This is a genomic window from Bradyrhizobium sp. BR 10261, assembly GCF_019455395.1.
GTDB lineage: Bacteria > Pseudomonadota > Alphaproteobacteria > Rhizobiales > Xanthobacteraceae > Bradyrhizobium > Bradyrhizobium manausense.
This window is the reverse complement of sequence record NZ_JACOFQ010000006.1, coordinates 220,069-245,914: the sequence shown is the minus strand read 5'-3', so window position 1 is coordinate 245,914 and position 25,846 is coordinate 220,069. Positions and strand designations below refer to the sequence as shown.

Here is a 25,846-nt window from a genome sequence, read left to right as displayed (position 1 = left end):
CCGATATCGCGGTGCTTTTGCACCGCCGTCGCTGCGATCCTTGTCCGGTTTCTGACAGAGGCCCTACCTCTGTAGGGTTCGACACAGCTGCTGTCGGTTGCCGGGGGCGATATATTTCGCGAGTGCGATCAGCCTCTTAGTGCGCGCGCAGCGAATGGCACGCCAGTTGCTATTTGGATGCAGCAACAACGAGTGAGGGCTGAGAACACGCCGACGCCGATGGCGAGCGATGTTCTCCTTCCCGAACCCCGCGGGCCCACGCTTCTGAGAGAGAAGCAATCTCGCGCGAGAAGCGCGGAGTCATTGGCAATCGGTTGATGGAGAGCAACATGTCTTCACTGAGACAAATCGCGTTTTACGGCAAGGGTGGTATCGGCAAATCGACGACGTCGCAGAACACGCTCGCGGCGCTTGCCGAGATGGGTCACAAGATCCTGATCGTCGGCTGCGACCCCAAGGCGGACTCGACCCGCCTGATCCTGCACGCCAAGGCGCAGGATACGATTCTGAGCCTCGCGGCCAACGCCGGCAGCGTCGAGGACCTCGAAATCGAGGACGTCATGAAGGTCGGCTACAAGGACATCCGCTGCGTCGAGTCCGGCGGTCCGGAGCCGGGCGTCGGCTGCGCCGGCCGCGGCGTCATCACCTCGATCAACTTCCTGGAAGAGAACGGCGCCTATGAGGACATCGACTATGTGTCCTACGACGTGCTCGGCGACGTCGTCTGCGGCGGTTTTGCGATGCCGATCCGCGAGAACAAGGCGCAGGAGATCTACATCGTCATGTCCGGCGAGATGATGGCGATGTACGCCGCCAACAACATTTCCAAGGGCATTCTGAAGTATGCCAATTCGGGCGGCGTGCGTCTCGGCGGCCTGGTCTGCAACGAACGACAGACGGACAAGGAGCTGGAGCTGGCGGAAGCGCTGGCCAAGAAGCTCGGCACCCAGCTGATCTACTTCGTGCCGCGCGACAACATCGTGCAGCACGCGGAGCTGCGCCGCATGACGGTGCTGGAATATGCGCCTGATTCCAAGCAGGCAGATCACTATCGCAACCTCGCGGCCAAGATCCACGCCAACGGCGGCAAGGGCATCATCCCGACACCGATCAGCATGGACGAGCTCGAGGACATGCTGATGGAGCACGGCATCATGAAGGCAGTCGACGAAAGCCAGATCGGCAAGACCGCCGCCGAGCTCGCGACCGCCTGAGCATCGTGCCGGCCTCCCCCGCATCGGCGAGGCCGGCACATTTCAACGATCCTGCGGCATATCAGGCGGAGCGTTCCGTGATTGCGGCGCAAGCGAGTGCCATCGAAACCACAGCGCATCCACCGGCAGGTGCCGGTGCTCCGGATGCGGGGATAGAGTTCTACCGCCTGCTGACCGGCTGCGATCCGGCAGAGGCCGACATTGGCGCCGACGATGATTTCGATCGTCATGTCCTGGCCTCGATCCTGGCCGCGGCCGTGATGGATGGCGGCCCGATTGCAGAGCGCGCGGGCCTGTCCGAGCATGAGTTGAACAATCTCCTCGCCAGTTGTTTCCCTTCGGCTATGGTCCGCGCCTTCGGGTGGATGCCGAGATCCGGCGCGGAGATCGACGACGAGGTCGTCATGGTGCGCGATCTCCTGCTCGCGCAGCGTTCGACGGACGGCGAGGTCGGTCGGTGGCTCGCCATGATGGTGGCTCGCCGCGCGATGGAGCCGAACCATCTGTGGGAGGATCTCGGACTGCGCGAGCGTCCGGAACTGTCGCGTCTCCTGACGCGCCATTTCGCGCCCCTGGCGAGCCGCAACACCAGGAATATGCGGTGGAAGCGCTTCTTCTACCGCATGCTCTGCGAAGACGACGGCTTCGTGATGTGTACGACGCCGGTCTGCACCCAATGCAGCGATTTCGATCTCTGCTTCGGCGAGGAGAGCGGCGAGAGCCGCATGGCCGAACGCCGGCGGGAATTTTTGCGCGCCGGCGGCGATCAATCCATGTCCGGTGGCAGCGGATGGACCTGAGACCAATGGACATGGACGCCATCACGGAAAGATCCGTCGCGGTGTCGCCGGAGCTGGGGCCGCGCGCTTGGGCCGAGTCGTCCGGCGGCGGCACCAACTCGGTGCGGCTGCTGCGCGAGGCGGGCCTGCGTCCGACGCGTCAGCGTGTGAGGCTGGCCGAATTGTTGTTCGGCAAAGGCGATCGTCACGTCACCGCCGAGATGCTCCACAGCGAGGCTCTCGAAGCCGACGTCTATTTGTCGCTTGCGACCGTCTACAACACTCTCAACCAGTTCACGCAAGCCGGATTGCTGCGGCGGATCGGTCCAGACGGATCGCGTTCCTTCTTCGACACCAACACCAGCGTGCATCCGCATTTCTATCTCGTCGGTGAGGACATCCTGATCGATGTGCCGGAAAGGCTCGTGCTCGAGCAGGTGCCCGAAGCCTTGCCGGGACACGAGATCACCAGGCTCGACATCATCATTCACATCCGCCGCAAGCCTGGCGACATGTGACGTCGCCTTTCCGACCCTGTCGCATTTGCGACAAAGCCCGTCACCGCCGGTAAAGTCAACGATTTCAATTGCCTGGCCGGTGCTGTCGGGATGGCACGGCGGTTGCTGAGATGTCGGCGGAAGTTGAAATACGGAGCCTTCCGATGGCATTCGCCGGCAAGACGTCGCTGTCCGACAAGGTGCGACCGAGATCGATTGTGCTCAACGACACGACATTGCGCGACGGCGAGCAGGCGCCCGGGGTGGCCTTCACGACCGCCGAAAAGGTATCCATCGCCAGCGCGCTGGCGCGGGCCGGTATCGTGGAGATAGAGGCCGGGACACCGGCGATGGGCCATGAGGAGATTGCTGCGATCCGCGCGATCGTCGAGGCCGGCCTGCCAGCGACGATCATCGGTTGGTGCAGGATGAAGTCCTCCGATGTCGACGCGGCCATCGAGGCCGGCGTCTCCATGGTGAACGTCTCGATCCCTGCCTCCGACGTCCAGATCGCAGCCAAGCTCGGCGGTAGCCGGCAAGCGGCGCTAGAGCAGGTGAAGCGCGTGGTCGGCTATGCCCGCGACAAGGGCCTCGACATCGCGGTCGGTGGCGAAGATTCCTCGCGCGCCGACGTCGATTTCCTGGTTGAGCTGATCGCAACCGCAAAGGCCGCAGGTGCACGACGCTTCCGCATCGCCGATACACTCAGCGTGCTCGATCCTGACGCGTCCTTCGCCCTGCTGGCGGCACTTCGCGCCACGACCGATCTCGAGCTCGAATTCCATGGTCACGACGATCTGGGCCTGGCGACCGCCAACACGCTTGCCGCGATCAAGGCCGGTGCCACGCATGCCTCGGTGACGGTGATCGGGCTTGGCGAGCGGGCCGGCAACGCCCCGTTGGAGGAAGTTGCAGTCGCGCTCAAGCAGCTCTATGGCTGCGACACCGGCGTGGTGCTGTCCGAACTGGAGAACATTGCGTCGGTGGTCGCGACCGCGGCGGCGCGGGCCATTCCGCTGAACAAGGCGATCGTCGGCGAGCACGTCTTTACTCACGAGTCAGGCATTCACGTCGATGGCCTCCTGAAGGACCAGCGCACCTATCAGGCACTGGATCCGGGCCTGCTCGGCCGCTGCAACCGCATCGTCATCGGCAAGCACTCGGGCCTCGCGGCGATTACGTCGCTGCTGGCCGAGCTCGAGCTATCCGTCAGTACGGAGGAAGCGAAGTCCGTTCTCGCCCGTGTTCGCCAGCATGCCGTCGAGCATAAGGGGGCGGTCGCGCGCGAAACGGTGACGGCGATCTGGCGCGAGGTGCGCGGGCGCTCGCTTCTCAACTGCGCATGAGGTGACCATGGCCTGTGTCGTCGACATTCCGCTCGCCGAACCGTCTCCTCCCGGACCGGTCAGGCCGTCTCTGCTCAAGCTGATCCGGGAGGACATCGCCTGCGTACGCCAACGCGATCCTGCCGCGCGCGGCCAGCTGGAGACGATCCTGACCTATCCCGGCGTCCACGCCGTGATCTGGTACCGGATCGCCAATCGGCTTTGGCTGGATGGATGGCGGTTTCCGGCGCGGCTTCTGTCCTGGTTCGGCCGCTTTGCGAGCAATGTGGACATCCATCCAGGCGCGCGCATCGGCCGGCGCTTTTTCATCGATCACGGCGCCTGCGTCGTGATCGGCGAGACCGCGGAGATCGGCGACGACGTGACGCTCTATCACGGCGTCACGCTCGGCGGCACCTCGTGGTTTCCGGGCAAGCGCCATCCGACACTGGAGGATCGCGTCGTGGTCGGGGCGGGCGCGAAGATTCTCGGGCCGATCACGGTCGGCGCCGGCTCCCGCGTCGGAGCCAATTCGGTGGTGATCGACAGTACACCGCCCGACGTCACCGTGGTCGGTATTCCCGCGCGCGTGGTGCGCCCGCAGCTCAGTCATCGCCGCGTCGTCGGCCGAATCGATCTCGATCATCATCTGATGCCGGATCCCGTCGGCGATGCCATCGCCGTGTTGCTCGACCGCGTCGAGTTCCTGGAGGCGCGGCTGACCCACATGCAGAGGCGTGCCAGGGATGACGGCGAGACAGCGACGTCGAATAGGACGTGTCTAGCGCCGCAGAAACCGATGGAGCCCGACAATGGCTGATGGAATCCTGGCACAACTCAACAAGGCGTCGTCGGCCGAAGAATTCTTCACCCTCCTCGGCGTCAACTACGATCCGAAAATCGTCAACGTGGCGCGGCTTCATATCCTGCGGCGGATGGGCCAGTACCTCGCCGGAGAGGAGTTTGCCGGCGCGTCCGACGAGGTCGTGGCGGAGCGGTGCAGGGCGGTGCTGGAGCGCGCTTATGCGGATTTCGTCGCGTCCTCGCCGATCGACCAGCGCGTCTTCAAGGTTTTGAAGGACGCCGTCGCGCCGCAGCCGAGCAAGGGTCCGACATTGGTGCAGATCGGCACGCTGAAGTGAGGCCGCGCTCTGTCGTATTTGCGACGCATGTCGCGGCGGTGTTGTCGGCTCCGCCGCCTCCACCTGAAGCAGCCGATACCGTCGCTTTCCTAAGTCGCTGTATCCGCATCCGATTTTTGTTGGGCCGACAGTTGGTACGACACTTGCTGTTCTTCATGTGAACTTAAGTCCTGGAGAAGCGCATGCACATCGTCGTCTGCATCAAGCAGGTCCCTGATTCCGCGCAGATCCGCGTGCATCCCGTGACCAACACCATCATGCGTCAGGGGGTGCCGACCATCATCAACCCGTACGACCTGTTCGCGCTCGAAGCGGCCCTCGAGCTGCGCGACAAGTCCGGCGGCGAGGTTACCGTGCTCACCATGGGGCCGCCCTCGGCCGAGGACAGTCTTCGCAAGGCGCTGACCTTCGGGGCCGATCGCGCCGTGCTGCTGACCGATCGCTTCTTCGCCGGCGCCGATACTCTCGCCACCACCTACGCGCTCACCACCGCGATCCGCAAGATCTCGACCGAGTTCGGCGCGCCCGATCTCGTCTTCACGGGCAAGCAGACCATCGACGGCGATACCGCGCAGGTCGGCCCGGGCATCGCCAAGCGGCTCGGCCTGTTGCAGCTGACCTATGTCGCAAAGATCAATGCTGTTGATCTGGAGGCCCGTACGATCGATGCGGAACGGCGCTCCGAAGGCGGCGTGCAGATCCTGCGCACCAGGCTGCCGTGTCTTGTGACCATGCTGGAGGCGACCAACCAGATCCGCCGTGGTGCGATGGCCGATGCGTTGCGCGCCGCCCGCGCGGCAATCGTGAAATGGAGCGCGCAGGATGCCGGCGTCGAGGATATCTCCAAATGCGGCCTGCGCGGCTCGCCCACCATCGTCAAGCGCGTGTTCGCACCGGCGGCGCGCAGCGAGAAGGCGGTGCTGATCGAGGCGGGCGAGCAACCGGCGGAGGCACTGATCGACGCCATCTTCAAGCGTCAGCCCACGCTCGAGACCGAGCTCGCGGCGCTGGCGCGCGGCTATTGAGGCGAGGGGAGCAAGCATCATGAGCACCGCACCGAAGACAGCCGCTCCAGCCGCGGGTCGCGCAGCAACAAAGAAGGAGCTGCCCGAGCATTTCAAGGCCTACAAGCATGTCTGGGTCTTCATAGAGCAGGAACGTGGCCAGGTTCATCCCGTGTCCTGGGAGCTGATGGGCGCCGGCCGCAAGCTCGCCGACAAGCTCAAGGTCGATCTTGCCGCGGTCGTGATCGGCCCGGAGGGCGATGCGACGCAGAGCGCGGCCACGGAGGCGTTCTGTTACGGTGCCGATCTCGTCTACATGGTCGCCGACAATCTGCTCGCCGACTACCGCAATGAATCCTACACCAAGGCGCTGACCGACGTCGTCAACACGTACAAGCCCGAAATCCTCCTGCTCGGCGCCACCACACTCGGCCGCGATCTCGCAGGCTCGGTGGCGACGACCCTGCTCACCGGGCTCACCGCCGACTGCACCGAGCTCGACGTCGATACCGACGGTTCGCTCGCCGCGACGCGCCCGACCTTCGGCGGCTCGCTGCTCTGCACGATCTACACCCTGAACTACCGGCCCCAGATGGCCACGGTGCGCCCGCGCGTGATGCCGATGCCGGAGCGCATCGTGCGTCCGGTCGGCCGCATCGTCAGCCATCCGCTCGGCCTTATCGAGGACGACATCGTGACCAAGGTGCTGTCGTTCCTGCCTGATCGCGATTCCCAAAAATCCAATCTCGCTTATGCCGACGTCGTCGTCGCTGGCGGCCTCGGGCTCGGATCGCCCGAGAATTTCCAGCTGGTGCGCCAGCTCGCGACCGTCCTGGGCGCCGAATATGGCTGCTCGCGGCCGCTGGTGCAGAAGGGCTGGGTCACCTCGGACCGCCAGATCGGCCAGACCGGCAAGACCATCCGGCCAAAACTCTATATCGCCGCGGGCATTTCCGGCGCGATCCAGCATCGCGTCGGTGTCGAGGGCGCCGACCTGATCGTTGCCATCAACACCGACAGGAACGCGCCGATCTTCGATTTTGCCCATATGGGCATCGTTGCCGACGCGATCCGGCTGCTTCCGGCTCTGACGGCGGCGTTCCGGGCCCGGCTGTCACCGCATTCGCGCGACCGGATCGCGAGCTAGCGCGTGTTCCGGCGAAGCGGATACCGCTTCGCCGACGAGAACATGCCCAAATAGAGGAGAGGCGTCATGATCGAGGAGAAATTCGATGCCATCGTCGTCGGCGCCGGCATGGCCGGCAACGCGGCGGCGCTGACGCTCGCCCAGCGCGGCCTGAAGGTGCTCCAGCTCGAGCGCGGCGAATATTCAGGCTCGAAGAACGTGCAGGGCGCGATCCTCTATGCCGACATGCTGGAGAAGCTGATCCCCGATTTCCGCGAGGATGCGCCGTTGGAGCGTCACCTGGTCGAGCAGCGCTTCTGGATGATGGACGACCGCTCGCACACCGGCTTGCATTATCGTTCCGACGATTTCAACGAGGAGAAGCCGAACCGCTACACCATTATCCGCGCCCAGTTCGACAAATGGCTTTCCCAGAAGGTGCGGGAAGCCGGTGCTACCGTGCTGTGCGAGACGACGGTGACGGAGCTTGCTCAGGACGCCTATGGCAAGGTGATCGGCGTTCGCACCGATCGCGCGGACGGAGAGATCCACGCCGACGTCGTGGTGCTGGCCGAGGGCGTCAATGGCCTGCTCGGCACGCGCGCCGGCCTGCGCCAGCGACCGACGCCCGACAAGGTCGCCCTCGCGGTGAAGGAGATGCATTTCCTGCCGCGCGAGACCATCGAGGCCCGCTTTAACCTTAGGGGCGACGAGGGCATGGTGATCGAGGCGGCCGGCACGATCTCGCGCGGCATGACCGGCATGGGGTTCATCTACGCCAACAAGGAGTGCATCTCGCTCGGTATCGGTTGCCTGGTTGCGGACTTCCAGCGTACCGGCGAGACGCCTTACGGCTTGCTCGATCGCTTCAAGCGCCATCCCTCGGTCGCTCCGCTGATCGAAGGCTCGGAGGTGAAGGAATATGCTGCACACCTCATCCCCGAGGGAGGCTTCAAGGCGATCCCGCAGCTTTACGGCGAGGGTTGGGTCGTGGTCGGCGATGCCGCCCAGCTCAACAACGCCATCCACCGCGAGGGTTCGAATCTTGCCATGACTTCGGGCCGGATCGCGGCCGAAGCGATCTTCCAGGTCAAGTCGCGCAAGGATCCGATGACGGCGGAGAACCTGTCGCTCTACAAGAAGATGCTGGACGAGTCCTTCGTCATCAAGGATCTCAAAAAGTACAAGGACATGCCGGCGCTGATGCACACGCAGTCGCAAAACTTCTTCCTGACCTATCCCGAGCTCGTCTCCAAGGCGATGCAGAACTTCCTGCGCGTCGACGGCACGCCGAAGGTCGAGAAGGAAAAGACGACGTTCAAATCATTCGTCAAGGCACGATCGTGGAGCGGGTTGTTCGGTGATGCCTTCCGCCTCGCGCGTGCCTGGCGGTGACGCCGAGGCATAGAACACCAACGACGGAGACCAAACATGTCGATCGAGCCATCCGTGCGTGTCGAGGACAAGCTGTTTTACAATCGCTACCTGGTCGATGCCGGGCGAGCCCACATCAAGGTGCGACCGCACACCAAACCGTCGCCGGAGCTCCTCAGCATGCTGAAGGCCTGCCCGGCGCGCTGCTATGAGCTCAACGACAAGGGCCAGGTCGAGATTACCGTCGATGGCTGCATCGAATGCGGGACCTGCCGGGTGATCTGCGAGGGGAGCGGCGACATCGAGTGGAGCTATCCGCGCGGTGGCTACGGCGTGCTGTTCAAGTTCGGCTGACACCGGCAGCTTCGGCTGGGCTCGAGGCAACGTCGTCGGACGTGCATGCACTCGCGAGACGGTGAGTTGAACGCAACAGACCTTGCGACTAGCTTCGCGTTGCCGGAACGCAAGGAATAGAAAATGAAGTTGAGCGCACGCAATATTCTTCCCGGAAAAGTCATCGCCGTCACCAAGGGAACGACGACGGCCCATGTGAAGATCGAGCTCGCGCCGGGGCTGGTGGTGTTTTCGGCGATCACCAACGAGGCGGTGGACGATCTGGCGCTGAAGGTCGGAGACACCGTCTCCGCCGTGATCAAGTCATCCGACGTGATGATCGGCAAGTAAGATCGCAAGGAGGTCAGGCCGCTCTGCGCGCCCGCTTCATGCGCGATGACAGGTCTCGCCACCAGCCTTCGATTGCGCCTCGTTCGCACAGCAGGCTGGTGCCGATGTCGCCGGTAAAGCTACGCCACGCCTCCAGGCATTTTTCCGGGACCGCCGTCAGCACGGGGATGCCGGCAGCGATAGCGTCGGCCAGCTCGTCGCGCAGGCCTTCGCCGGCGGCCTCCTGCTTGGAGAATTTGTTGATGACGATGAGGTCGACATCCGCCGCGATCGCGCGTGTCACGGCCACCGCGGCCTCGGCGAGACCCGCGGCGTCGAGCTTGCAGGCCAGCGCGCCCGAGCCGAGCGGCTGGCAGATCGAGATCTCAGTGCCGGTCATGAGGTCGATCGCCTGCATGCCGATCTGGCAGCCGCCGCCATCCCTAACGTTGCGCTGGACCACCCCGCCGATCCGTTCGCCCGATCGCACCAGATCCTGGGCAATATCGGCGAGCAAGCTATCGATGTCGTCCTGCGGACCATAGAGGATAGCGGCAACACGGTTCGGGTCGATGTCGTTGAAATCGATCGGCATGGCGGTCATCCTGGTCGGGCCTCCTACGCTCTTTGAGCGTGGCGAGCAATCTCCGTGCCGATCGCCGCTGCCGGCCGGCGATGCTTGCAGCGGACCCGTGCTGACGACGCGGCCATGCTCCATCAGCACGAGATGGTCGGCAAAGCGCTCGATTTCGGCCATGTCGTGGCTGATATAGAACACCGGCAGTGACAGCCGCTCGTGCAGCCGTTCGAGAAATGGCAGGATCTCGCTCTTGGTGGCGCGATCGAGCGCGGCGAGTGGCTCGTCCATCAGGAGGAGTTTGGGCTGCGACAGCAGAGCGCGGCCGATCGCCACGCGTTGTCGCTCGCCGCCCGAAAGCCGGTGCGGTGCCCGGTCCAACAAGGCAGCCAGCCCGAGCAGCTCGATGACCTCGTCGAAGGCGACCTCGGCCTTCATGATCTTCGGCGCGCCGAACAGCAGGTTGCCGCGGACCGAGAGATGGGGAAACAGGCTGGCCTCCTGGAATACGTAGCCGATCGGGCGCCGGTGCACCTGGCGAAAGCCGTGATGATCCTGCCAGACCTCGCCGTCCACCGCGCAGAAGCCGTCGGTCATGCGTTGCAGCCCGGCGATGCAGCGCGCGACCGTGGTCTTGCCGCAGCCTGACGGCCCGAAGATCGCGGTCACACCGGATGCGGGCACGCTGAGCGCGACATCGAGCGAGAAGCGGCCGAGCGAGCCGCGAAAGGCTGCGTTGATCCGGCCGGGTTCGGCTCTTCTCATGCCGTGGCCCTCGCGGCTCGCTTGTCGAGCAGCGCCATGGTCAGGATCACCGCAAAGGCGAAGATCACCATGCCACCGGCCAGGACGCTCGCCTCGCGCCAGCGCGAAGTCTCGACATAGTCGAAGAGCGCGACCGACAGCACCTTGGTCCGTCCGGGAATGTTGCCGCCGATCATCAGCACGAGGCCGAACTCGCCGACGGTGTGCGCGAAGCCGAGCACGGCGCCGGTCATGAAGCCGGGCCGTGCCAGCGGCACGGCGACGGTCCAGAACGTGCGCGAGGGCGAGGCGCGCAAGGTGGCGGCCACCTCGAGCGGTCGCTCCCCGATCGCGGCGAAAGCGTTGCGGATCGGCTGCACCACGAAGGGCATGGAATACACCACCGAGCCGATGACAAGGCCTTCGAAGGTGAAGGCGAGCGTACGTCCGCTCCACAGCCGCGCGATCCATCCGCCAGGCCCGCCGGGACCGAGCAGCACGAGCAGATAGAAGCCGAGCACGGTCGGCGGCAGCACCAGCGGCAGCGCGACCACGCTCGCGACGATCTCGGTCCACCAGCCCCTGGCGTGCGCCAGCCACCAGGCCAACGGCGTTGCCAGCACCAGCACGATCGCGGTCGAGATTGCGGCGAGCTCGATCGTGAGCAACACCGACTGGCGGATTTCGATCGTCCAGATCTCCATGCGCGTCAGCTCTGTCCGTCCAGCGCGTAGCCGTATTTCTCGATGACGGCGCGCGCCTCGGGTCCCCTGAGGAAGGCGATGAACGCGACGGCGGCCTCGTTTCCGGCGCCGGTCTTCAGCAGGACTGCGTCCTGGCGGATCGGGTTATAGAGCGATTGCGGCACCACCCAGCGTGAACCGGCCTCGCTGCCGGTCAGTTGCGACAGCGCGACGAAACCGACTTCGGCATTCCCGGTTTCGACGAACTGATAGGCCTGGGTGATGGTCGCGCCCTCCACCAGCTTCGGCTTCAGGGTATCGTACAGATGCAGCGACTTCATGGTTTCCACGGCGGCGAGCCCGTAGGGCGCGGCGGCCGGGTTGCAGATCGAGAGTTTTGCAAAGGACGCAGCCTCCAACGTCTCTTCGCCGGTCACGACTCCCGGTGACTTGCTCCACAGCACGAGCTTGCCAATCGCGTAGGTGAAGCGGCTGCCCTCGACCGCGAGGCCGTCCTCGACCAGCTTCTTCGGCCGCGATTCATCGGCGGACAGGAAAACCTGGAACGGCGCGCCCTGCGTGATCTGGGTGTAGAACTGACCGCTCGCGCCGAAGCTCAGCACAGCCTCGTGTCCGGTCTTCTGCTTGAAGATGGCGGCGATCTCCTTCGCGGCATCGACAAAGTTGGCGGCCACGGCGACGTTGGTCTGTGCAGCCTGCGCCTCGGCGCATGCGAGCAGCAAGCCTGTGGCGACGGCGATCTTGCGAAACAGTTTCATGATGAACTCCAGCGGACGGTAGCCGCCCCCGCGCGAGCCCGATTGCCGCGAGGCGCCGGCCGTTACGGGCTCAGCAATCGGCATGCCGGACAGGGCAGCCGGAGTTTGGTGCGCGCCTTGCAGAATTGACCGTCAAAAGCGCAACTTCCTGTCCCTTGCGGCGGAAGCGCCGACGATCCGTGTCGGGTTTGCGACAAAGCCGTCGGCAAGCCGACGCCAATGAAAGGAAGCGGGCCATGGCGACCGTTGCATCGCGTGCCGAGCTCGAGCGTCTGCTGGAAGATGATGTGCCTTACGGCGACCTCACCACCGAGGCGCTCGGGATCGGTGCGATCGATGGCGTCATGCGGTTTGTCGCGCGCGCATCGATGGTCCTGGCGCTCGTCGAGGATGCCGCCGCGATCATCGCGCTCGCCGGCTGCGAGGTTGAGCTGTTCGCGGCATCCGGCGCGACGCTGGAGCAGGGTGCGCCGATCCTCGAGGCACGCGGGCCGGCTGCCGGCCTGCTGCGGAGCTGGAAGGTCGCGCAGACCCTGATCGAAATCTGGTCGGGTGTCGCCAGCGAGACCCGCGCCATCGTCGACGCGGCGAGGGCGGTCGCGCCACAGATTCCGGTCGCCTGCACCCGCAAGAACATGCCCGGCACCAAGCGCTTTGCCGTAGCGGCGGTGAAGGCCGGCGGCGCCGTGATGCATCGGCTCGGCCTGTCCGAGACCGTGCTGGTGTTTCCCGAACACCGCGCGTTTCTCGGCGAGCTGCCTTTGTTTCAGGCGGTCGAACGATTACGCCGGGCCGCGCCAGAAAAGAAACTCGTGATTGAGGTGAAGACGGCCGATGCGGCCCTCGCCGCAGCGGTCGCCGGTTTCGACGTGATCCAGGCGGAGAGGTTTTCACCAGCCGAGGTCGCTGCGTTGGTCAAACGCGTGGCGTCGATGGCCTATACACGCGAACGCCCGATCATCGCTGCTGCCGGCGGCGTCAATGCAGCCAACGCAGCAGCCTATGCAGAGGCCGGCAGCGATGTCCTGGTGACGTCAGCGCCGTATCTGGCCAAGCCAAAGGACGTGCAGGTATGGATCGCTGCCACGGATGCTCGCCGTGGTCAAATTTTCGGTCGGACGGAGCGGCAGGCGCGTTCGACGACGATGTAGTGGAAGCCCCGCTCCCTCGACCGCGGAGAAGCGCGCCGGCGCGACGCGCGGGCCCTCCGGGATCAAGCCCGGCTGGACCCTCGCGAGCTCAAGATTGGTGACGACGTCGGCGCATGCCGCAGTTCGATCTCCGTGCCGGGATCCTTTCTAGTGCTGTGTTCGAGATAGAGTTGGCCGACAACCAACATGAGACCCGCGAAGAACAGCACCAGAGCAGCCGTCACGAGGTCGCGATAATCGTCCATCGCCAATCTACCAAGCCCGGGGGGGTGCAGCGCGATCCGCACCGCACACATCGAATTAGAACACACTGGCCCGGTTTCAAGAGGCTGCTCGAGAGGGAGACGCTGGAGCAGAGCGATATTGACCTGCTGATCCGGAAGATGCCGAAGGAAGGCCTCCGCGAGGTCCAACGGCGTGCCCCGTTCAGCGTAGAGCCACCCCGCCACATCGACGGGTTACTTGAACTCGCAACTTACAATTCTAATTCAGTGAATAGCCGAACCGAGGTTCGGCGAAGTGGACCAAGACAAGGAGACAAGCGCGCAGAGCGCTTACGTAACTTGAGGGAAACGACATGAGAAAGCTTGCTCTTGCAGTCGTCGCGGCGGCAACGCTCCTCATCGGATCGGTTGCGCCGGCATCGGCCCATTGGCGTCATCATGGCTGGGGCGGTCCGGGTATCGGTCCCGGGCTTGCTCTCGGACTGTTCGCTGGAACACTGGCGGCCGCCACCGCACCACCGGTCTATTATGGGCCGGTCTATGGCCCGCCTTACTACTATGGCCGCCCGTATCGGGTCGTCCGCTACTATCCGCCGGTTGATCCGTACTGGTACTGGTGATGAAAAGAAGGCCCGGTTTTCGCCGGGCCTGCATCGCCCGCTCTCTAGCCTCCAGGAGCCCGCTTTTTGATGCCGGGCGTTTGCGCGATCCGTGCCGAGAGAAAGTCGACCAACAAGCGCACGCGGGCGATGCCCAACCGTTCCGGTACGATCAGCATGTTCAGCGGAACGGACGGTGGCGAAAATTCGGGAAGCACCACTTCGAGCTTGTTGGCGGCGAGGAGATCCCCGACGAGCCAGAGATGTGCAGGCGCTATCCCCCGTCCGGCTACCAGGGCCTCTCTTGCTGCAAGTCCATGATCAACGCGCAAGCGACCCCCGAATGGCACCACATGGCGCCCGCCGCGCTGACCATGCAGTACCAGGAGATCGCTGCCCGCGATATTGGACATCCTGACGCCTTCGTGATCTGCCAAGTCTTGCGGCCGCGCCGGCCTGCCGCGTTCGGCTAGATAGCCGGGTGCGGCAACGAGCATCCGCCGGGATTGGCCCAGCGCCTTCAGCTTCATCGAGCTGTCACCAAGTCGCCCAAGCCGGAGAGCAATATCGACGCCCTCCTGCACGAGGTCGATTCGCTCGTCCGTAAGGCTGAGATCAACCAGGATGTCCGGATGCCGGTCCTGAAAGGCAAAAACGAAACGGCTGACGTGCAATACTCCGAACGCCGCGGTGCACGAGATGCGTACCGTACCGGCTGCCGCGCCGCGCGTGCTGCGCGCCTCCTCGCCCGCCAAATCAACCTGGCGCAGGATCTGGACGCAGTGCCGATAGTAACGCGCCCCTTCTTCGGTCATGGTCACCCGGCGCGTGGTTCTGCTCAGCAGCGGCACGCCGACCGCATCCTCCAGCTCTCGCAAATGCCGCGTCACGGTCGACTGGCCGACTCCCAGTTCGCGCGCGACCGCGGACAGGTTGCCCCGTTCGGCGACCCGGACGAAGCTGCGCATACGTTCAAGCGTGACTTCTGATTTATCCATTTTCCGGCATAATCCTATCCATTTCCGACATCTACTGCATCCCGGCTTCACGTGCCACCTGATCGACCATCACTCATCAGGAGGTGCTGTCATGAAAGTCTTGATTGTCTTCGCCCATCCGGAGCCGCGTTCGCTGAACGGCGCTCTGCTCAACGTCGCCGTCAGCGAGCTCAAGCGGCTCGGTCACGAGGTGCAGGTGTCGGATCTCTATGCCCAGGGCTGGAAATCTGAGGTCGACCGAGGCGACTTTCCGTCGCTGGGGCAAGGTGAACGGCTCAAGCCGGCCGCGGCCTCCAAGCAGGCTTTCGAGGCGGGCACGTTGACCAGCGATGTGAAAGCCGAGATCGAGAAGCTGTTATGGGCGGATGTCCTGATTCTGCAGTTTCCGCTGTGGTGGTTTTCGATGCCGGCGATTCTCAAGGGCTGGGTGGACCGGGTGTTCGCCTATGGATTTGCTTATGGGGTCGGCGAACACAGCGACGTCAGGTGGGGCGATCGCTATGGCGAGGGAACCTTGAAGGGCAAGCGCGCGATGCTGGTCGTGACCGCCGGCGGCTGGGAAGAGCACTACTCCGATCGCGGCGTCAACGGGCCGATCGACGACCTGCTCTTCCCCATCAATCACGGTATCCTCTACTATCCCGGCTATGACGTCCTCCCTCCGTTCGTGGTGTACCGGGTCGACCGGTTCGACGATTCTGGCTTTGAGCCCGTCGCCGACAGTCTGCGAGAGCGGATGCGGTCGCTCGCCACCACCTCGCCCATTCCGTATCGGCGACAAAACGGCGGCGATTACCTGATCCCGAGCATGCAGCTCCGCGCCGGGCTCGAGGCTCCCGGCACAAGCGGATTCGCACTTCACCTCGATCGCGGAAGGCATACCGTGCGGAAAATTAAGCCGCAAGCGTCGGACACGTCCCCGGCCTCACTGGGCCGCGGCAGTTTGGCTTCCGACGAATTGGCGAGCTGATACGGGGAACAACCCATTGGCTTGGTGGTTCTTTTGGCGCCGCCGGCCTGCGCGTCCTTGGGCGCCTCAGGGCCCAGCTGAGCCAGGCGACACGGCGGCTCGTACCATTTTGCTCCATGGAGGATTTGGATATGAAAGCTACCCGTATCGTCGTTTGGCAGTCGATCAGTCTCACTCACGTCGGTGGGGTCTCGCGGCCGCATATTCCCTCTGTCCGCTCGCCAGAGCTCGAGAGCGGCGATGGATTCTGAAGGAGGGCAAGTCATGTCAATCAAGTCAGCCCTTCCTGCCATCCATTCGGAAGCCGGGTTGTCCCGGTACCTGCAGGAGATCCGCAGCTTCCCGCTGCTCGATGCATCCGAGGAAGTGATGTATGCGAGGCGTCTTCGGGATTCCGGGGATCGCGAAGCTGCTTACCGTCTGGTGACGAGCCATCTCCGCTTGGCCGCGAAGATCGCGCTGAAATATCGGCGCTATGGATTGCCCGTCACCGACCTCATCTCGGAAGCCAATGTCGGATTGATGCTGGCCGTCAAGCGGTTCGACCCCGAGAGGGGATTTCGCCTGGCGACCTATGCCGCTTGGTGGATCAAGGCGTCCGTGCAGGAATTCGTCCTGAGATCGTGGTCACTCGTCAAGCTCGGCACAACTGCAGCGCAAAAAAAGCTGTTCTTCAACCTTCGAAAGTTGAAGCGACGTCTCGGTGCGCCTGAAGATGGCGAGCTTTCGCCGGAGCAGGCGAAGCAGATCTCCGAGCATCTTCAGGTCAAGGAGACTGACGTCGTCGAGATGAACCGGCGAATCCGCGGCGACTTGACGCTGAACGTTCAGCTTAGTGACGAAGAAGGCGAGCAATGGCAGGACAGGCTCATCGATGCATCCCCTGATCCTGAAACCCTGCTGATGGAGACCGGAGACCGTGAACGGCAGAAGGCCGCACTCTCGGAGGCGCTGAGTGCGCTTTCTCCGCGAGAACGCACCATCGTCGAAGCCCGCTACATGGCGGAGGAGCAAAGCACGCTCGACGATCTTGCCCATGTCTTCGGGATTTCTCGCGAGCGAATCCGCCAGATCGAGCAGCGCGCCTTGAAGCGCATCAAGACGATGCTGTCCGCACGCCTTCCGGATCTTGAGGCTGCTTCAGCGAGCGCATAGCATATTAGAAGCAGCCCACAAAACGGCGCTGGCCGGCTGCTGATCGCTGGATCAGCAGCCGGTGCAGATATCAGGCACGACGGCTTCCGCTGAGAAATCACGGTCGTTGCGGCCATCGGATCTGGTTCTTGCGGGCTTGCCCCGCGGCTGGCCGCCTTGGTTGCTGACAAACTGCTTGACGGCGGCGTCGGGGCTTCGCACCGCTCGCGACGAATCCGCTTCTTTCGCCTGCAGCGAAACCACCATCCCGAGTAGAGCGGCAAGTACCAGGAAAGTCCGCATCTGTGATTACCCTCCTTTCGAAGATGCTCCAATTTGCCGGGCAGAGTTTGCTCCGCAGCCGAGAAAACATCTCGGTTTGATCGTCTCAATTTTCAACGTGCGGCGAGCAATTCCGGATGGCCCGGGGCAGCCTCCGGTGCGAGCCGCGAGCGACAGCGACGCGGCGGCCTTCACCGCAAAAAATTTTCTTCCTTCCTCTTGAAACTGGTTCCCCCGCTCCTAGGTGCTTTTCCGCCCGGGGGCCGTTACGGACCCGGATTTTGGACATCGCTGAACCTACCCAAGGAGGATGTGCATGCATTTCCGTCCCTTGCACGATCGCGTGCTCGTGCGACGTCTCGATGCCGAAGAGAAAACCGCCGGCGGTATCATCATTCCAGACACAGCAAAGGAGAAGCCGCAGCAGGGCGAGATTGTCGCCGCTGGCCCGGGCGCGCGCAACGAACAGGGCCAGCTCGTTCAACTCGACGTCAAGCCCGGTGACCACGTCCTGTTCGCAAAGTGGTCTGGCACAGAGGTCAAGATCGACGGCGAGGAATTCCTGATCATGAAGGAAAGCGACCTTCTGGGTGTCATCGACAAGGCAGGCGCCGTCAAGAAGGCCGCATAGCGCGCTGACAGTCATAGAGGAAAGGAGAGACAAAAATGGCTGCCAAGGACGTGAAGTTCGCAACCGAGGCCCGAGAGCGCATGCTGCGGGGCGTCGACACACTGGCAAACGCGGTGAAGGTCACACTCGGTCCGAAGGGGCGCAACGTCGTCATCGAGAAATCGTTCGGTGCGCCACGCATCACCAAGGATGGCGTGACCGTCGCCAAGGAGATCGAACTGGAGGACAAGTTCGAGAACATGGGCGCGCAGATGGTGCGCGAGGTCGCGTCGAAGACCAGCGATGCCGCCGGTGACGGCACCACAACGGCGACCGTGCTTGCACAGGCCATCTTCAAGGAGGGCAGCAAATCCGTCGCCGCCGGCATGAATCCAATGGACCTGAAGCGGGGCATTGACCTGGCTGTCGACGCTGTCGTCTCCGACCTGAAATCACACGCCAAGAAAATCACCTCCAACGACGAAATCGCCCAGGTGGGCACGATCTCGGCCAATGGTGATACCGAGATTGGCCGCTTCCTGGCCGACGCCATGAACAAGGTCGGCAATGAGGGCGTGATTACCGTCGAGGAGGCCAAGAGCCTGCATACCGAGCTCGAAGTGGTCGAGGGTATGCAGTTCGATCGCGGCTACATCTCGCCTTACTTCGTCACCAACACCGAGAAGATGCGCGTCGAGCTCGAGGATCCCTACGTCCTGATCCATGAGAAGAAGCTGTCGGGCTTGCAGACCATGCTGCCGCTGCTCGAGCAGGTCGTTCAGTCCGGTCAGCCGCTCCTGATCATCGCGGAGGACATCGAAGGTGAAGCGCTTGCGACATTGGTCGTCAACAGGCTGCGCGGCGGACTGAAGGTCGCGGCCGTCAAGGCGCCGGGCTTCGGCGATCGCCGCAAGGCCATGCTGGAGGACATCGCGATCCTGACCGGCGGCAATGTCATCAGCGAGGACCTCGGCATCAAGCTGGAAAAGGTGACAGTGAAGATGCTCGGCCGCGCCAAGAAGGTGGTCATTGACAAGGACAATACCACCATCGTCGGCGGTGCGGGCGCCAAGAAGGATATCGAGGCGCGCGCCCAGCAAATCAGGCTCCAGATCGAGGAAACTACCTCCGACTATGATCGTGAAAAGCTGCAAGAGCGCCTCGCCAAGCTTGCCGGAGGCGTCGCAGTCATCCGCGTGGGCGGAGCGACGGAGGTCGAAGTCAAGGAGCGCAAGGACCGCGTCGACGATGCCATGCACGCGACGCGCGCGGCGGTGGAGGAAGGCATTCTCCCCGGAGGCGGGGTCGCCCTTCTGCGTTCGCTGAAAGCGCTCGAGGCCATCAAGACCGCGAACGCGGACCAGAAGGCCGGCATCGACATCGTTCGCCGCGCCATTCAGGTGCCGGCCCGGCAGATCGTGCAGAACGCCGGCGAGGATGGCTCACTGATTGTCGGCAAGCTTCTGGAGCACCAGAGCTACAACTGGGGCTTCAACGCGGCGACCGGCGAGTATGAGGACCTCGTAAAAGCCGGTGTGATCGATCCCGCCAAGGTGGTCCGCACCGCCTTGCAGGACGCCGCGTCGGTCGCATCGCTGCTGATCACGACCGAGGCGCTCGTGGCCGAAAAGCCGAAGAAGGCTGAACCGGCTCCGGCAGCTCCCGCGATGGACTTCTGAACAAGAGAGCCCGGCCGATCAAGGCCGGGCTCTCCCAACGAGAGGAGAAAGGATCACCTTCTGCAAACGGAGTCCGCCATGAACAAGTCTATCCGTCGTCGGCTCAGGATGAGACAGGACGCGATCCACTGGTTCATGTTCTACCTGAGCTTTGTCACCCTTGCCTGGATCTGTTTTCGAACGATTGGAGGAGTATAGATGCTGAGCCATCACCATACGTTCTCCGCCCGGACGGAGACCAGCCGCAATCTGCGGCGAGGCCTGCTCGCTCTGCTGATGGGCAGCGCAATATCCCTGACGGCCTTCGCTGCTTACGGCGTGGAAAGCCCGCGGGGAGCCGAGGCCACGCAGGGCGCCTTCGCTGGACTGCCACTGCCGCCAATTCCCTATCTCGACACGATGCCGTGGCTGAAGTGGCAGCCCGCGCCAGCAACGATGAAGATCGACACCTTGCTGCCGCCGGCCTCCGCGCCCTCAGGCATTTGGCCGCAGCCGGCGCCACGTTCCGCGGGACAGACGGCAACAAGCTGAACGTCAGAGAGCGGCCCGCGAGGGCCGCCCTCTTGGCAATGCCATGAAGAGCCAGCGACAATCATGCCGGGACCGAATTGGGCGAGGCATTCCGCGCGCGGTAGCTCCGATGCAGCCTCAAGCACAGCACTCGAGCTCGGCGTCCGCGACTTCCTCATCCGAGGCAGTCAGAAGGTGATCGGTCACTACCAGCGCCTGCTCTCAACTGCGACGAGCGAGCAAGAGCGCCAGCTCTATCTGGCCCGAATTGAGCGAGAGCAGCGAGTGATGGATGATCTCCGCCAGGTTGCTTTCCCGGATCGCTTCGCCGCATAGTCGAAAAATTAGATGCCGAACTGGAGGCAGTTGATAGCCACGATAGGCTTTGAGAACCGCGAAAGGAGGGACGACTATGACGATCGCGCCGGATTCCGACTTGGGCGGTGCCGCTCAAGGTAAGACGGCCTATCTCGAATCTCTGATCCGGCAGGATTTCGAGCGATGCCATCCCGGCGAGACTCTTGAGGACCTCAAACGGCGGGCATCGTTCTCCAGGGAGGACAGAGGATTGCTGCGAGACTGGATGGCCATTGCGGCAAGCCGCGCAGCGGCTGACCGGGCCAGGAAGAGCGACTTCAACTCTGCGGCGTAGTCCCGCGCGTCTTCGGGGCCAAGACGCGCTTTAGCCACGCTCGGCGATCAAAAATCTGGCTCTGTTCGGGATTCAGTCGAGACCGGTCCGCACCATCGCGCGAGCCAGCTCGAGTTCGCTGATCGCCTGGCGCAGCGATCGTCGGGCTCCGTCCTTATCCCCGTTCGCACAAGCCACCTTCAGTTCCTTGATGTGCTGAGCCGCGGTCTCGGCATGTGCAACAACATCCGCTGCGCCTGCAAAACTGGATTTCCGTCTGGTGTCCATGATTGGGCACGCCCCGAGCTTTGGTGGGACGGGAGCGGAGACCCGCTCCCGTCCATTCGCAGTCATTTCGAGTTGATTGCAATCCGCTTCACCTTGGACTCCGCTTGCGGCAGCTTCGGCATGGTGACCGTCAGCACGCCGTTCTTGAACGCAGCGGAGATCTTGTCCTGATCCACGTCGTCGACCGGGATGCGTCGTTCAAACCGGCCATAGTAGCGCTCGCTGAACTTGCGATCCTTGTCTTCCGTCTCGGTCTTCTTCTCTCCCTTGATCGAGAGAACGCCGTTGGCGAGTTCGACCTGGACGTCTTTCTCCTCGAGGCCCGGCAACTCCGCCGTGACCTTGACGTCCTTGTCGCTCTCGTTGACCTCGATGCTCGGCCAGTTCATCGACTGCTCGAAAAAGCTGCCGCCGAACGGTGCGACATCGAAGCCGCGGAAGACGTCGTCGAACAGGCGGTTCATCTCCCGATGCAGGGTGAGAACCGGATTGTAGGTTTCGGAGCGACGGGTGGTCAGGTCACGACCACGGCTCCAGGGGATCAGATCAGTGATAGCCATAGAGTGTCTCCTTTCCCTGTTCCAAGCGCCCGCGACGCGGCGGGGCCACGGCGCGAGCTCCAACTGCGAGCAGCCCCTGTTAGGCCGCCTGCTTGTTCTCAACTTGCTGGTATTCGCCACCTGTGCTGATCGCAATCCGGCGCGGTTTCATCGCTTCCGGAACCTGCCGCACCAGATCGATCTTGAGCATGCCGTTCTCGAACGAGGCACCTTTCACCTCCACATACTCCGCCAGATTGAACATCCGCCGGAACGGGCGCGAAGAGATGCCGCGAAAGAGATAATGGTGGCTTCCCTTCTCGGCCTTGCGGCCCTCAACGGTCAGCGTGTTCTGCTCGGCCGTAATGGAGACCTCGTCAGGTGTGAAGCCCGCAAGCGCCAGAGAGATTTGGTAGTGGTCCTCGCCGACACGTTCGATGTCGTAGGGCGGGTAGTTGTCCCCGCCGCTCCATCGGCCGGAGCCCTCCATTAGATCGAACAAGCGATCGAACCCGACGGTCGTTCGCCACAGGGGAGCAAGATCAAGCGTGGTCATAGCCATATCCTCCTTTGAGCAACATGGATAAGAGCACCCCGGACACCTGCCGGGTGCCCTCTGACCGGGCCCTGTACCAGGCGCCCGATCGTGCCGTGCAATTGCTGCGCGGCTAGCCATGAAATTAGAAGCGGGCCTTATCGTTTCAAGGCCTTCCAGGCACTTGCGAAAATTGCAGTGTCGCGCCCATGTCTTTGTCGGTCCGGCTGAACGAGCGATAAAATGATCTACGCCAAGGCGCTTTCCCGGATCGCTTCGCGATGGCAGAGCTTTGATTTAAATAGTCTCGGCGTGGTCCGTGATTTTGTCGGCAGGGAAAGACGTATCGCTGTGCTGCGGAGCTCCCTGTCATTAACATATGTTATGTCCCGAGCCTGTCCTTTGATGCGCAAGCGGTGATCCGTTAAGGCCTGAAACACCACCTGCATTTACAAGTCCTTCGTCTCTCTCCCTTAGCCTTGGGCAGGGCAGGACGATCGTTGATGGGCTTCTTGGCGCGCTTACGTGCTTCTTTCGCTATAGGCGACACGACAAATCCTCTCGGCAGTTCCGTGCTTGTCGAGCAGTTCCGCGTGCTCCGCGAGCAGGTACCGGTTCTTTATGCCGTGCTCTTGGTCAACAGTGTCAGTGTGGGGCTGGTCCTTCCGAACACCGTGTCCATCTGGCTGCGATTTGCCTTGCCGGCCGTTCTCCTGGCAGCCTGCCTGGTTCGGGTGGCCCAGTGGTTCCGGTTGAAGAACGCCGACTTGACCGCCGCCGAGTCGTACCGAGAACTCGCGAGAGTTCGCCTCGCCACGGTGGTGCTCAGCTCTGGCTTTGTGATCTGGATCCTGGCGCTGTTCATGACGGTCGAGCCCGGCCTGCGCGCGTCGGTTGCTCTGCTGCTCTTCATGGGCTGCGTCGGGACCGCCTATTGTCTTGGCAGCTTCCCGCCGGCCTCTCGTCTGGTGATGTTGATTGCCGGCGCACCGATCGCGACGCTTCTGCTGCTCTCCGGCGATGCTGTCCTGGTCTCGGTCGGGATCAATCTGCTGGCGCTGCTCGCTTTGCTCGCCAGGATGATCAACACCAATTTCCGCTCCTTCGTTAAGCTGGTCGAGACCCACGGACGATTGTCTGCGGAGGGAGATCGCGCGCGGGCCGCAGAGCAGACTGCAACCGCGTTCGCGGAGCGCTTCGACAGGGCGCTCAACAACATGTCCCAAGGCCTCTGCTTCTTTGACGATGATCAGCGCCTGATCGTCTGCAACAGGCAGTATCTCGAGGTCTATGATCTGGATCCGAAGCTGGTCCGGCCCGGCATGAAGCTGAACGACATCGTCGATCTCCGCTATTCGGTCGGCAGCGCGCCGAAGATGGCGAAAGAGGACTATCTCGTCTGGCGCAACAGCGCTCCGATCATCGCCGAAAGCTCCGATACGACCGTCGAATTGAGCAACGGCCGGATGGTGCGGATCCGGCATCGCCCCATGGAGGGAAAGGGCTGGGTCGCGACCCACGAGGACATCACCGAGCGTCATCGCACCGAGAGGGCTCTTACGGAAGCCAAGGCCGCGGCCGAGCAGGCCGAAGCAGCTGCCCGCGCCGCTCACACCCACCTGACCGAAGCCCTCGATGTAGTCCCCGAAGGGCTTGCTGTTTTCGATAAGGACGATCGCCTGGTTCTCTGGAATCGTCGATATGCCGATCTCTACGCCGCGAGCCGCGAAGCACTTGCCGTCGGGTCTCCTTTCGAGGCCATTCTTCGCACCGGCCTGGCGGCGGGGCAGTACCCGGAGGCCGCGGGGCGGAAAGAGCAGTGGCTCGCCGACCGCCTGGCCCGCCACGCATTGCCACACTACTCGCATGAGCAGCATCTGGCCGGTGACCGCTGGGTCCGGGTCGAGGAAAGGCGAACCAGTGACGGCGGCAGCATTGGAGTGCGGATCGACATCACTGACCTGAAGCGCCGCGAGGCATCCTTCCGCCTCCTCTTCGAGGAGAATCCTCTTCCGATGTGGGTGGCTGAGGCGACCACGGGGCGCCTCCTGGCTGTGAACGGCGCGATGTGCCGGCACTACGGCTATTCTCGCCAGGACCTCCTGCTGATGTACGAGCACGACCTGGAATCTCATGATCAAGAGCATGGCAAGCGGGATTGCGAGCTGCACAAGACGGCCGACGGGGAAGCGATTCAGGTTGTGATCGACTCCAGGCCGCTGCTGTATGATGGGCAACCGGCTCATGTCAGTGTGGCCTTCGACGTGACCGACAGAAATCGAGCACAGGAGCGGGTGAGCTATCTCGCATGTCATGACGCCCTCACCGAGCTGCCCAACAGGGCTGCCTTGGACGAGCAGCTCGGCACCGTTATCGAGCGCGCGGAGATTACCGACGGCGCCTTCGCCGTGCTTTGCATCGACCTCGATCATTTCAAGGAGATCAACGACCGTTTCGGTCATGCCGTCGGCGACGCCGTCCTGCGCGAAGCTTCAAGACGGCTGCAGGAGGCCGCGCAAGGGGCCTACGTGGCGCGCGTCGGCGGTGACGAATTCATCGGGATCGCCGATCAGTTGCCGCTACCAGCGACCGCCGAACTGCTCGCCACGCGCATGCGGGAACAGTTCGAGCAGCCGATCGAGGTCGATGACCATGCGCTGAAAATAGACCTTTGTGTCGGCGTCGCCCTGTATCCGAGAGATGCGGACAATGCCGTCGCGCTGTTGGCAAACGCGGATGCAGCGCTTTACCGGGCCAAGCACGAGGGCAGGGGTGCCATTCGCCTGTTCACCAGCGCCATGGACCAACAGCTGCGGAATCGCCGTGCGCTGGAGCACGATCTGCGAGGCGCTGTCGAGCGGGGGGAGCTATACCTGGAGTATCAGCCGCAGCAGGACCGCAACGGCGCGGTGCTGGGCTACGAGGCGCTGGTTCGCTGGCGGCATCCCCTGCGCGGCGTCATTCCGCCTGGAGACTTCATTCCGATCGCCGAACAGAGCGGCGCGATCGCGCAAATTGACGACTGGGTCCTGACGGAGGCTTGTCTGGAAGCGGCTTCCTGGGATCAGCCGCTACGGGTCGCGGTCAACGTCTCGGCCGCTCAGTTCCGCCGCGAAAACCTCGATCGGCAGGTCCGCCAGGCGCTGCGGCAGAGCGGGCTTTCGGCGGCTCGCCTGGAACTGGAAATCACCGAAGGCGTCCTGATCGAAGATGTTCCTCGAGCCAAGCGAACGATGGAGGCGCTCAAGGCACTCGGTGTCCTGATGGCGCTGGACGATTTCGGCACAGGATATTCTTCGCTGTCCTATCTCGAAGCGTTTCCGCTGGACCGGATCAAGATCGACAGGTCCTTCGTCGCCTCGCTCGGCCAGAGCGAGCGTTCGCTCGCGATCGTGCGAGCTGTGATCGGCCTTGCCCATGGGCTCGGAGTCCCGGTTCTCGCGGAAGGAATCGAGACGACCGCTCAGATGGCTCTCCTGGTGCAGGAAGGCTGCGACGAGATGCAGGGATATCTCATCGGTCGGCCGAGGAGCCTTCGGCCGACGAAGCAAATGAGGGATACTTCAAGTCAAGCGCATCGTCGCGCAGCCGCTGCGGAGTGAAGGTCGTTTGCTGCTTGGCTCGTAACAATCGGCCGTGAATCACGGGGCCAACGCAGCTTCGCAGGAGCAGCTCATCGCGAGCGAGGTCGGCGACGATAGCGCCATTGCAGAAACACTTTGCGGGGCTCCACGTGTCGCCGTCGAATTTCGGTCGGCGGCGCGGCAGAGGTGCGTGCGTGAGAAGTGA

Annotated in this window: 28 protein-coding genes; 20 read left to right on the top strand and 8 right to left on the bottom strand. The window is 63.2% G+C overall.

Features of this window, described 5'->3' with window-relative positions:
- Window positions 1–329 precede the first annotated feature (329 nt).
- The 11 genes from nifH (at window position 330) to HYH07_RS09320 (ending at window position 9,145) form a co-directional block, all read left to right on the top strand.
- On the top strand, window positions 330–1,214 hold the full coding sequence (gene nifH / locus HYH07_RS09370) for a nitrogenase iron protein (protein WP_220002220.1): 885 nt from the start codon (window positions 330–332) through the stop codon (window positions 1,212–1,214).
- Between the two features lie 101 nt (window positions 1,215–1,315).
- On the top strand, window positions 1,316–2,014 hold the full coding sequence (locus HYH07_RS09365; protein ID WP_312016656.1) for a nitrogen fixation protein NifQ: 699 nt from the start codon (window positions 1,316–1,318) through the stop codon (window positions 2,012–2,014).
- On the top strand, window positions 2,005–2,511 hold the full coding sequence (irr, locus tag HYH07_RS09360; protein WP_228749329.1) for a Fur family transcriptional regulator Irr: 507 nt from the start codon (window positions 2,005–2,007) through the stop codon (window positions 2,509–2,511). The genes HYH07_RS09365 and irr overlap by 10 nt, the downstream gene beginning before the upstream one ends.
- Before the next feature lie 143 nt (window positions 2,512–2,654).
- Entirely contained in the window at window positions 2,655–3,836 is a 1,182-nt protein-coding gene (nifV, locus tag HYH07_RS09355; RefSeq protein WP_220002218.1) for a homocitrate synthase, read from the top strand.
- 7 nt (window positions 3,837–3,843) lie between these two features.
- A complete protein-coding gene (gene cysE / locus HYH07_RS09350) occupies window positions 3,844–4,635 on the top strand; it encodes a serine O-acetyltransferase (protein ID WP_220002217.1) in 792 nt (263 codons plus the stop codon).
- Window positions 4,628–4,957 (top strand): nitrogenase stabilizing/protective protein NifW, encoded by a 330-nt coding sequence (gene nifW / locus HYH07_RS09345; RefSeq protein WP_220002216.1) that lies wholly within the window; start codon window positions 4,628–4,630, stop codon window positions 4,955–4,957. Before cysE ends, nifW begins: the two co-directional genes overlap by 8 nt.
- A 182-nt stretch (window positions 4,958–5,139) precedes the next feature.
- On the top strand, window positions 5,140–5,982 hold the full coding sequence (locus HYH07_RS09340; RefSeq protein WP_220002215.1) for an electron transfer flavoprotein subunit beta/FixA family protein: 843 nt from the start codon (window positions 5,140–5,142) through the stop codon (window positions 5,980–5,982).
- Window positions 5,983–6,001: 19 nt separating this feature from the next.
- On the top strand, window positions 6,002–7,108 hold the full coding sequence (locus HYH07_RS09335) for an electron transfer flavoprotein subunit alpha/FixB family protein (RefSeq protein ID WP_220002214.1): 1,107 nt from the start codon (window positions 6,002–6,004) through the stop codon (window positions 7,106–7,108).
- Between the two features lie 66 nt (window positions 7,109–7,174).
- Complete coding sequence (locus tag HYH07_RS09330) at window positions 7,175–8,482, top strand: FAD-dependent oxidoreductase (protein ID WP_220002213.1); 1,308 nt, start codon at window positions 7,175–7,177, stop codon at window positions 8,480–8,482.
- Between the two features lie 36 nt (window positions 8,483–8,518).
- Complete coding sequence (locus HYH07_RS09325; RefSeq protein ID WP_188096714.1) at window positions 8,519–8,815, top strand: ferredoxin family protein; 297 nt, start codon at window positions 8,519–8,521, stop codon at window positions 8,813–8,815.
- Between the two features lie 123 nt (window positions 8,816–8,938).
- Window positions 8,939–9,145 carry a molybdopterin-binding protein gene (locus HYH07_RS09320; RefSeq protein WP_220002212.1) on the top strand — a complete coding sequence of 69 codons (207 nt, stop codon included), beginning with the start codon at window positions 8,939–8,941 and terminating at the stop codon, window positions 9,143–9,145.
- A 13-nt stretch (window positions 9,146–9,158) separates the two neighbouring features.
- Here the strand turns inward: HYH07_RS09320 and modC are convergent, their stop codons facing one another.
- From modC to modA, 3 genes are read right to left on the bottom strand one after another with little or no spacing between them, the layout of a single operon-like run.
- Window positions 9,159–10,466, bottom strand: coding sequence for a molybdenum ABC transporter ATP-binding protein (modC, locus tag HYH07_RS36275; protein WP_228749328.1), 1,308 nt, complete (start codon window positions 10,464–10,466; stop codon window positions 9,159–9,161).
- A complete protein-coding gene (gene modB, locus HYH07_RS09305; protein WP_220002211.1) occupies window positions 10,463–11,149 on the bottom strand; it encodes a molybdate ABC transporter permease subunit in 687 nt (228 codons plus the stop codon). Before modB ends, modC begins: the two co-directional genes overlap by 4 nt.
- Before the next feature lie 5 nt (window positions 11,150–11,154).
- On the bottom strand, window positions 11,155–11,907 hold the full coding sequence (modA, locus tag HYH07_RS09300; RefSeq protein WP_220002210.1) for a molybdate ABC transporter substrate-binding protein: 753 nt from the start codon (window positions 11,905–11,907) through the stop codon (window positions 11,155–11,157).
- A gap of 236 nt (window positions 11,908–12,143) precedes the next feature.
- Here modA and modD point away from each other — a divergent pair, with 236 nt between their 5' ends.
- Window positions 12,144–13,058 (top strand): ModD protein, encoded by a 915-nt coding sequence (modD, locus tag HYH07_RS09295; RefSeq protein WP_220002209.1) that lies wholly within the window; start codon window positions 12,144–12,146, stop codon window positions 13,056–13,058.
- A gap of 577 nt (window positions 13,059–13,635) precedes the next feature.
- Complete coding sequence (locus tag HYH07_RS09290) at window positions 13,636–13,902, top strand: hypothetical protein (RefSeq protein WP_220002208.1); 267 nt, start codon at window positions 13,636–13,638, stop codon at window positions 13,900–13,902.
- A gap of 44 nt (window positions 13,903–13,946) precedes the next feature.
- Here HYH07_RS09290 and HYH07_RS09285 read toward each other — a convergent pair whose 3' ends face one another.
- Window positions 13,947–14,879, bottom strand: coding sequence for a LysR family transcriptional regulator (locus tag HYH07_RS09285; RefSeq protein WP_220002207.1), 933 nt, complete (start codon window positions 14,877–14,879; stop codon window positions 13,947–13,949).
- Window positions 14,880–14,970: 91 nt separating this feature from the next.
- Between HYH07_RS09285 and HYH07_RS09280 the strand changes: the two genes are divergently transcribed.
- Both HYH07_RS09280 and rpoH read left to right on the top strand, forming a co-directional pair.
- Window positions 14,971–15,849, top strand: coding sequence for an NAD(P)H-dependent oxidoreductase (locus HYH07_RS09280; RefSeq protein WP_220002268.1), 879 nt, complete (start codon window positions 14,971–14,973; stop codon window positions 15,847–15,849).
- Between the two features lie 240 nt (window positions 15,850–16,089).
- Window positions 16,090–17,004: an RNA polymerase sigma factor RpoH gene (gene rpoH, locus HYH07_RS09275; RefSeq protein WP_220002267.1), complete on the top strand. Its 915-nt coding sequence runs from the start codon at window positions 16,090–16,092 to the stop codon at window positions 17,002–17,004.
- Between the two features lie 51 nt (window positions 17,005–17,055).
- Here rpoH and HYH07_RS09270 read toward each other — a convergent pair whose 3' ends face one another.
- Window positions 17,056–17,286: a hypothetical protein gene (locus HYH07_RS09270; RefSeq protein WP_220002206.1), complete on the bottom strand. Its 231-nt coding sequence runs from the start codon at window positions 17,284–17,286 to the stop codon at window positions 17,056–17,058.
- A 295-nt stretch (window positions 17,287–17,581) separates the two neighbouring features.
- Here HYH07_RS09270 and groES point away from each other — a divergent pair, with 295 nt between their 5' ends.
- The 4 genes from groES (at window position 17,582) to HYH07_RS09250 (ending at window position 20,716) form a co-directional block, all read left to right on the top strand.
- The gene (gene groES, locus HYH07_RS09265; RefSeq protein ID WP_220002205.1) at window positions 17,582–17,896 is read left to right on the top strand and encodes a co-chaperone GroES; all 315 of its coding nucleotides are present in this window, start codon (window positions 17,582–17,584) and stop codon (window positions 17,894–17,896) included.
- Between the two features lie 35 nt (window positions 17,897–17,931).
- Window positions 17,932–19,554: a chaperonin GroEL gene (gene groL / locus HYH07_RS09260; protein WP_220002204.1), complete on the top strand. Its 1,623-nt coding sequence runs from the start codon at window positions 17,932–17,934 to the stop codon at window positions 19,552–19,554.
- Window positions 19,555–19,752: 198 nt separating this feature from the next.
- Window positions 19,753–20,085 carry a hypothetical protein gene (locus HYH07_RS09255; RefSeq protein WP_220002203.1) on the top strand — a complete coding sequence of 111 codons (333 nt, stop codon included), beginning with the start codon at window positions 19,753–19,755 and terminating at the stop codon, window positions 20,083–20,085.
- Window positions 20,086–20,476: 391 nt separating this feature from the next.
- Window positions 20,477–20,716 (top strand): hypothetical protein, encoded by a 240-nt coding sequence (locus tag HYH07_RS09250; protein WP_220002202.1) that lies wholly within the window; start codon window positions 20,477–20,479, stop codon window positions 20,714–20,716.
- Window positions 20,717–20,788: 72 nt separating this feature from the next.
- Here the strand turns inward: HYH07_RS09250 and HYH07_RS09245 are convergent, their stop codons facing one another.
- From HYH07_RS09245 to HYH07_RS09235, 3 genes are all read right to left on the bottom strand, one after another.
- Entirely contained in the window at window positions 20,789–20,983 is a 195-nt protein-coding gene (locus HYH07_RS09245) for a hypothetical protein (RefSeq protein WP_220002201.1), read from the bottom strand.
- A gap of 62 nt (window positions 20,984–21,045) precedes the next feature.
- Window positions 21,046–21,543, bottom strand: a complete 498-nt coding sequence (locus HYH07_RS09240) for an Hsp20/alpha crystallin family protein (RefSeq protein WP_220002200.1) — start codon at window positions 21,541–21,543, stop codon at window positions 21,046–21,048.
- Window positions 21,544–21,622: 79 nt separating this feature from the next.
- Window positions 21,623–22,078, bottom strand: a complete 456-nt coding sequence (locus HYH07_RS09235) for an Hsp20 family protein (protein WP_220002199.1) — start codon at window positions 22,076–22,078, stop codon at window positions 21,623–21,625.
- Window positions 22,079–22,560: 482 nt separating this feature from the next.
- On the opposite strand from HYH07_RS09235, the gene HYH07_RS09230 reads away from it, so the two are divergent.
- Entirely contained in the window at window positions 22,561–25,659 is a 3,099-nt protein-coding gene (locus HYH07_RS09230) for an EAL domain-containing protein (RefSeq protein WP_220002198.1), read from the top strand.
- The last annotated feature ends 187 nt before the right edge of the window (window positions 25,660–25,846 follow it).

Coding starts and splice junctions, on each gene's coding strand:
- groL (WP_220002204.1), top strand. CDS start 17,932: ATGGCTGCCAAGGACGTGAAGTTCGCAACCGAGGCCCGAGAGCGCATG.
- modD (WP_220002209.1), top strand. CDS start 12,144: ATGGCGACCGTTGCATCGCGTGCCGAGCTCGAGCGTCTGCTGGAAGAT.
- HYH07_RS09335 (WP_220002214.1), top strand. CDS start 6,002: ATGAGCACCGCACCGAAGACAGCCGCTCCAGCCGCGGGTCGCGCAGCA.
- modA (WP_220002210.1), bottom strand. CDS start 11,907: ATGAAACTGTTTCGCAAGATCGCCGTCGCCACAGGCTTGCTGCTCGCA.
- nifW (WP_220002216.1), top strand. CDS start 4,628: ATGGCTGATGGAATCCTGGCACAACTCAACAAGGCGTCGTCGGCCGAA.
- HYH07_RS09340 (WP_220002215.1), top strand. CDS start 5,140: ATGCACATCGTCGTCTGCATCAAGCAGGTCCCTGATTCCGCGCAGATC.
- HYH07_RS09290 (WP_220002208.1), top strand. CDS start 13,636: ATGAGAAAGCTTGCTCTTGCAGTCGTCGCGGCGGCAACGCTCCTCATC.
- HYH07_RS09235 (WP_220002199.1), bottom strand. CDS start 22,078: ATGACCACGCTTGATCTTGCTCCCCTGTGGCGAACGACCGTCGGGTTC.
- HYH07_RS09325 (WP_188096714.1), top strand. CDS start 8,519: ATGTCGATCGAGCCATCCGTGCGTGTCGAGGACAAGCTGTTTTACAAT.
- HYH07_RS09330 (WP_220002213.1), top strand. CDS start 7,175: ATGATCGAGGAGAAATTCGATGCCATCGTCGTCGGCGCCGGCATGGCC.
- HYH07_RS09250 (WP_220002202.1), top strand. CDS start 20,477: ATGACGATCGCGCCGGATTCCGACTTGGGCGGTGCCGCTCAAGGTAAG.
- rpoH (WP_220002267.1), top strand. CDS start 16,090: ATGGATTCTGAAGGAGGGCAAGTCATGTCAATCAAGTCAGCCCTTCCT.
- groES (WP_220002205.1), top strand. CDS start 17,582: ATGCATTTCCGTCCCTTGCACGATCGCGTGCTCGTGCGACGTCTCGAT.
- HYH07_RS09320 (WP_220002212.1), top strand. CDS start 8,939: ATGAAGTTGAGCGCACGCAATATTCTTCCCGGAAAAGTCATCGCCGTC.
- irr (WP_228749329.1), top strand. CDS start 2,005: ATGGACCTGAGACCAATGGACATGGACGCCATCACGGAAAGATCCGTC.
- HYH07_RS09230 (WP_220002198.1), top strand. CDS start 22,561: ATGGGCTTCTTGGCGCGCTTACGTGCTTCTTTCGCTATAGGCGACACG.
- HYH07_RS09280 (WP_220002268.1), top strand. CDS start 14,971: ATGAAAGTCTTGATTGTCTTCGCCCATCCGGAGCCGCGTTCGCTGAAC.
- HYH07_RS09240 (WP_220002200.1), bottom strand. CDS start 21,543: ATGGCTATCACTGATCTGATCCCCTGGAGCCGTGGTCGTGACCTGACC.
- cysE (WP_220002217.1), top strand. CDS start 3,844: ATGGCCTGTGTCGTCGACATTCCGCTCGCCGAACCGTCTCCTCCCGGA.
- HYH07_RS09270 (WP_220002206.1), bottom strand. CDS start 17,286: ATGCGGACTTTCCTGGTACTTGCCGCTCTACTCGGGATGGTGGTTTCG.
- HYH07_RS09285 (WP_220002207.1), bottom strand. CDS start 14,879: ATGGATAAATCAGAAGTCACGCTTGAACGTATGCGCAGCTTCGTCCGG.
- HYH07_RS09255 (WP_220002203.1), top strand. CDS start 19,753: ATGCTGAGCCATCACCATACGTTCTCCGCCCGGACGGAGACCAGCCGC.
- modC (WP_228749328.1), bottom strand. CDS start 10,466: ATGAGAAGAGCCGAACCCGGCCGGATCAACGCAGCCTTTCGCGGCTCG.
- nifV (WP_220002218.1), top strand. CDS start 2,655: ATGGCATTCGCCGGCAAGACGTCGCTGTCCGACAAGGTGCGACCGAGA.
- modB (WP_220002211.1), bottom strand. CDS start 11,149: ATGGAGATCTGGACGATCGAAATCCGCCAGTCGGTGTTGCTCACGATC.
- nifH (WP_220002220.1), top strand. CDS start 330: ATGTCTTCACTGAGACAAATCGCGTTTTACGGCAAGGGTGGTATCGGC.
- HYH07_RS09245 (WP_220002201.1), bottom strand. CDS start 20,983: ATGGACACCAGACGGAAATCCAGTTTTGCAGGCGCAGCGGATGTTGTT.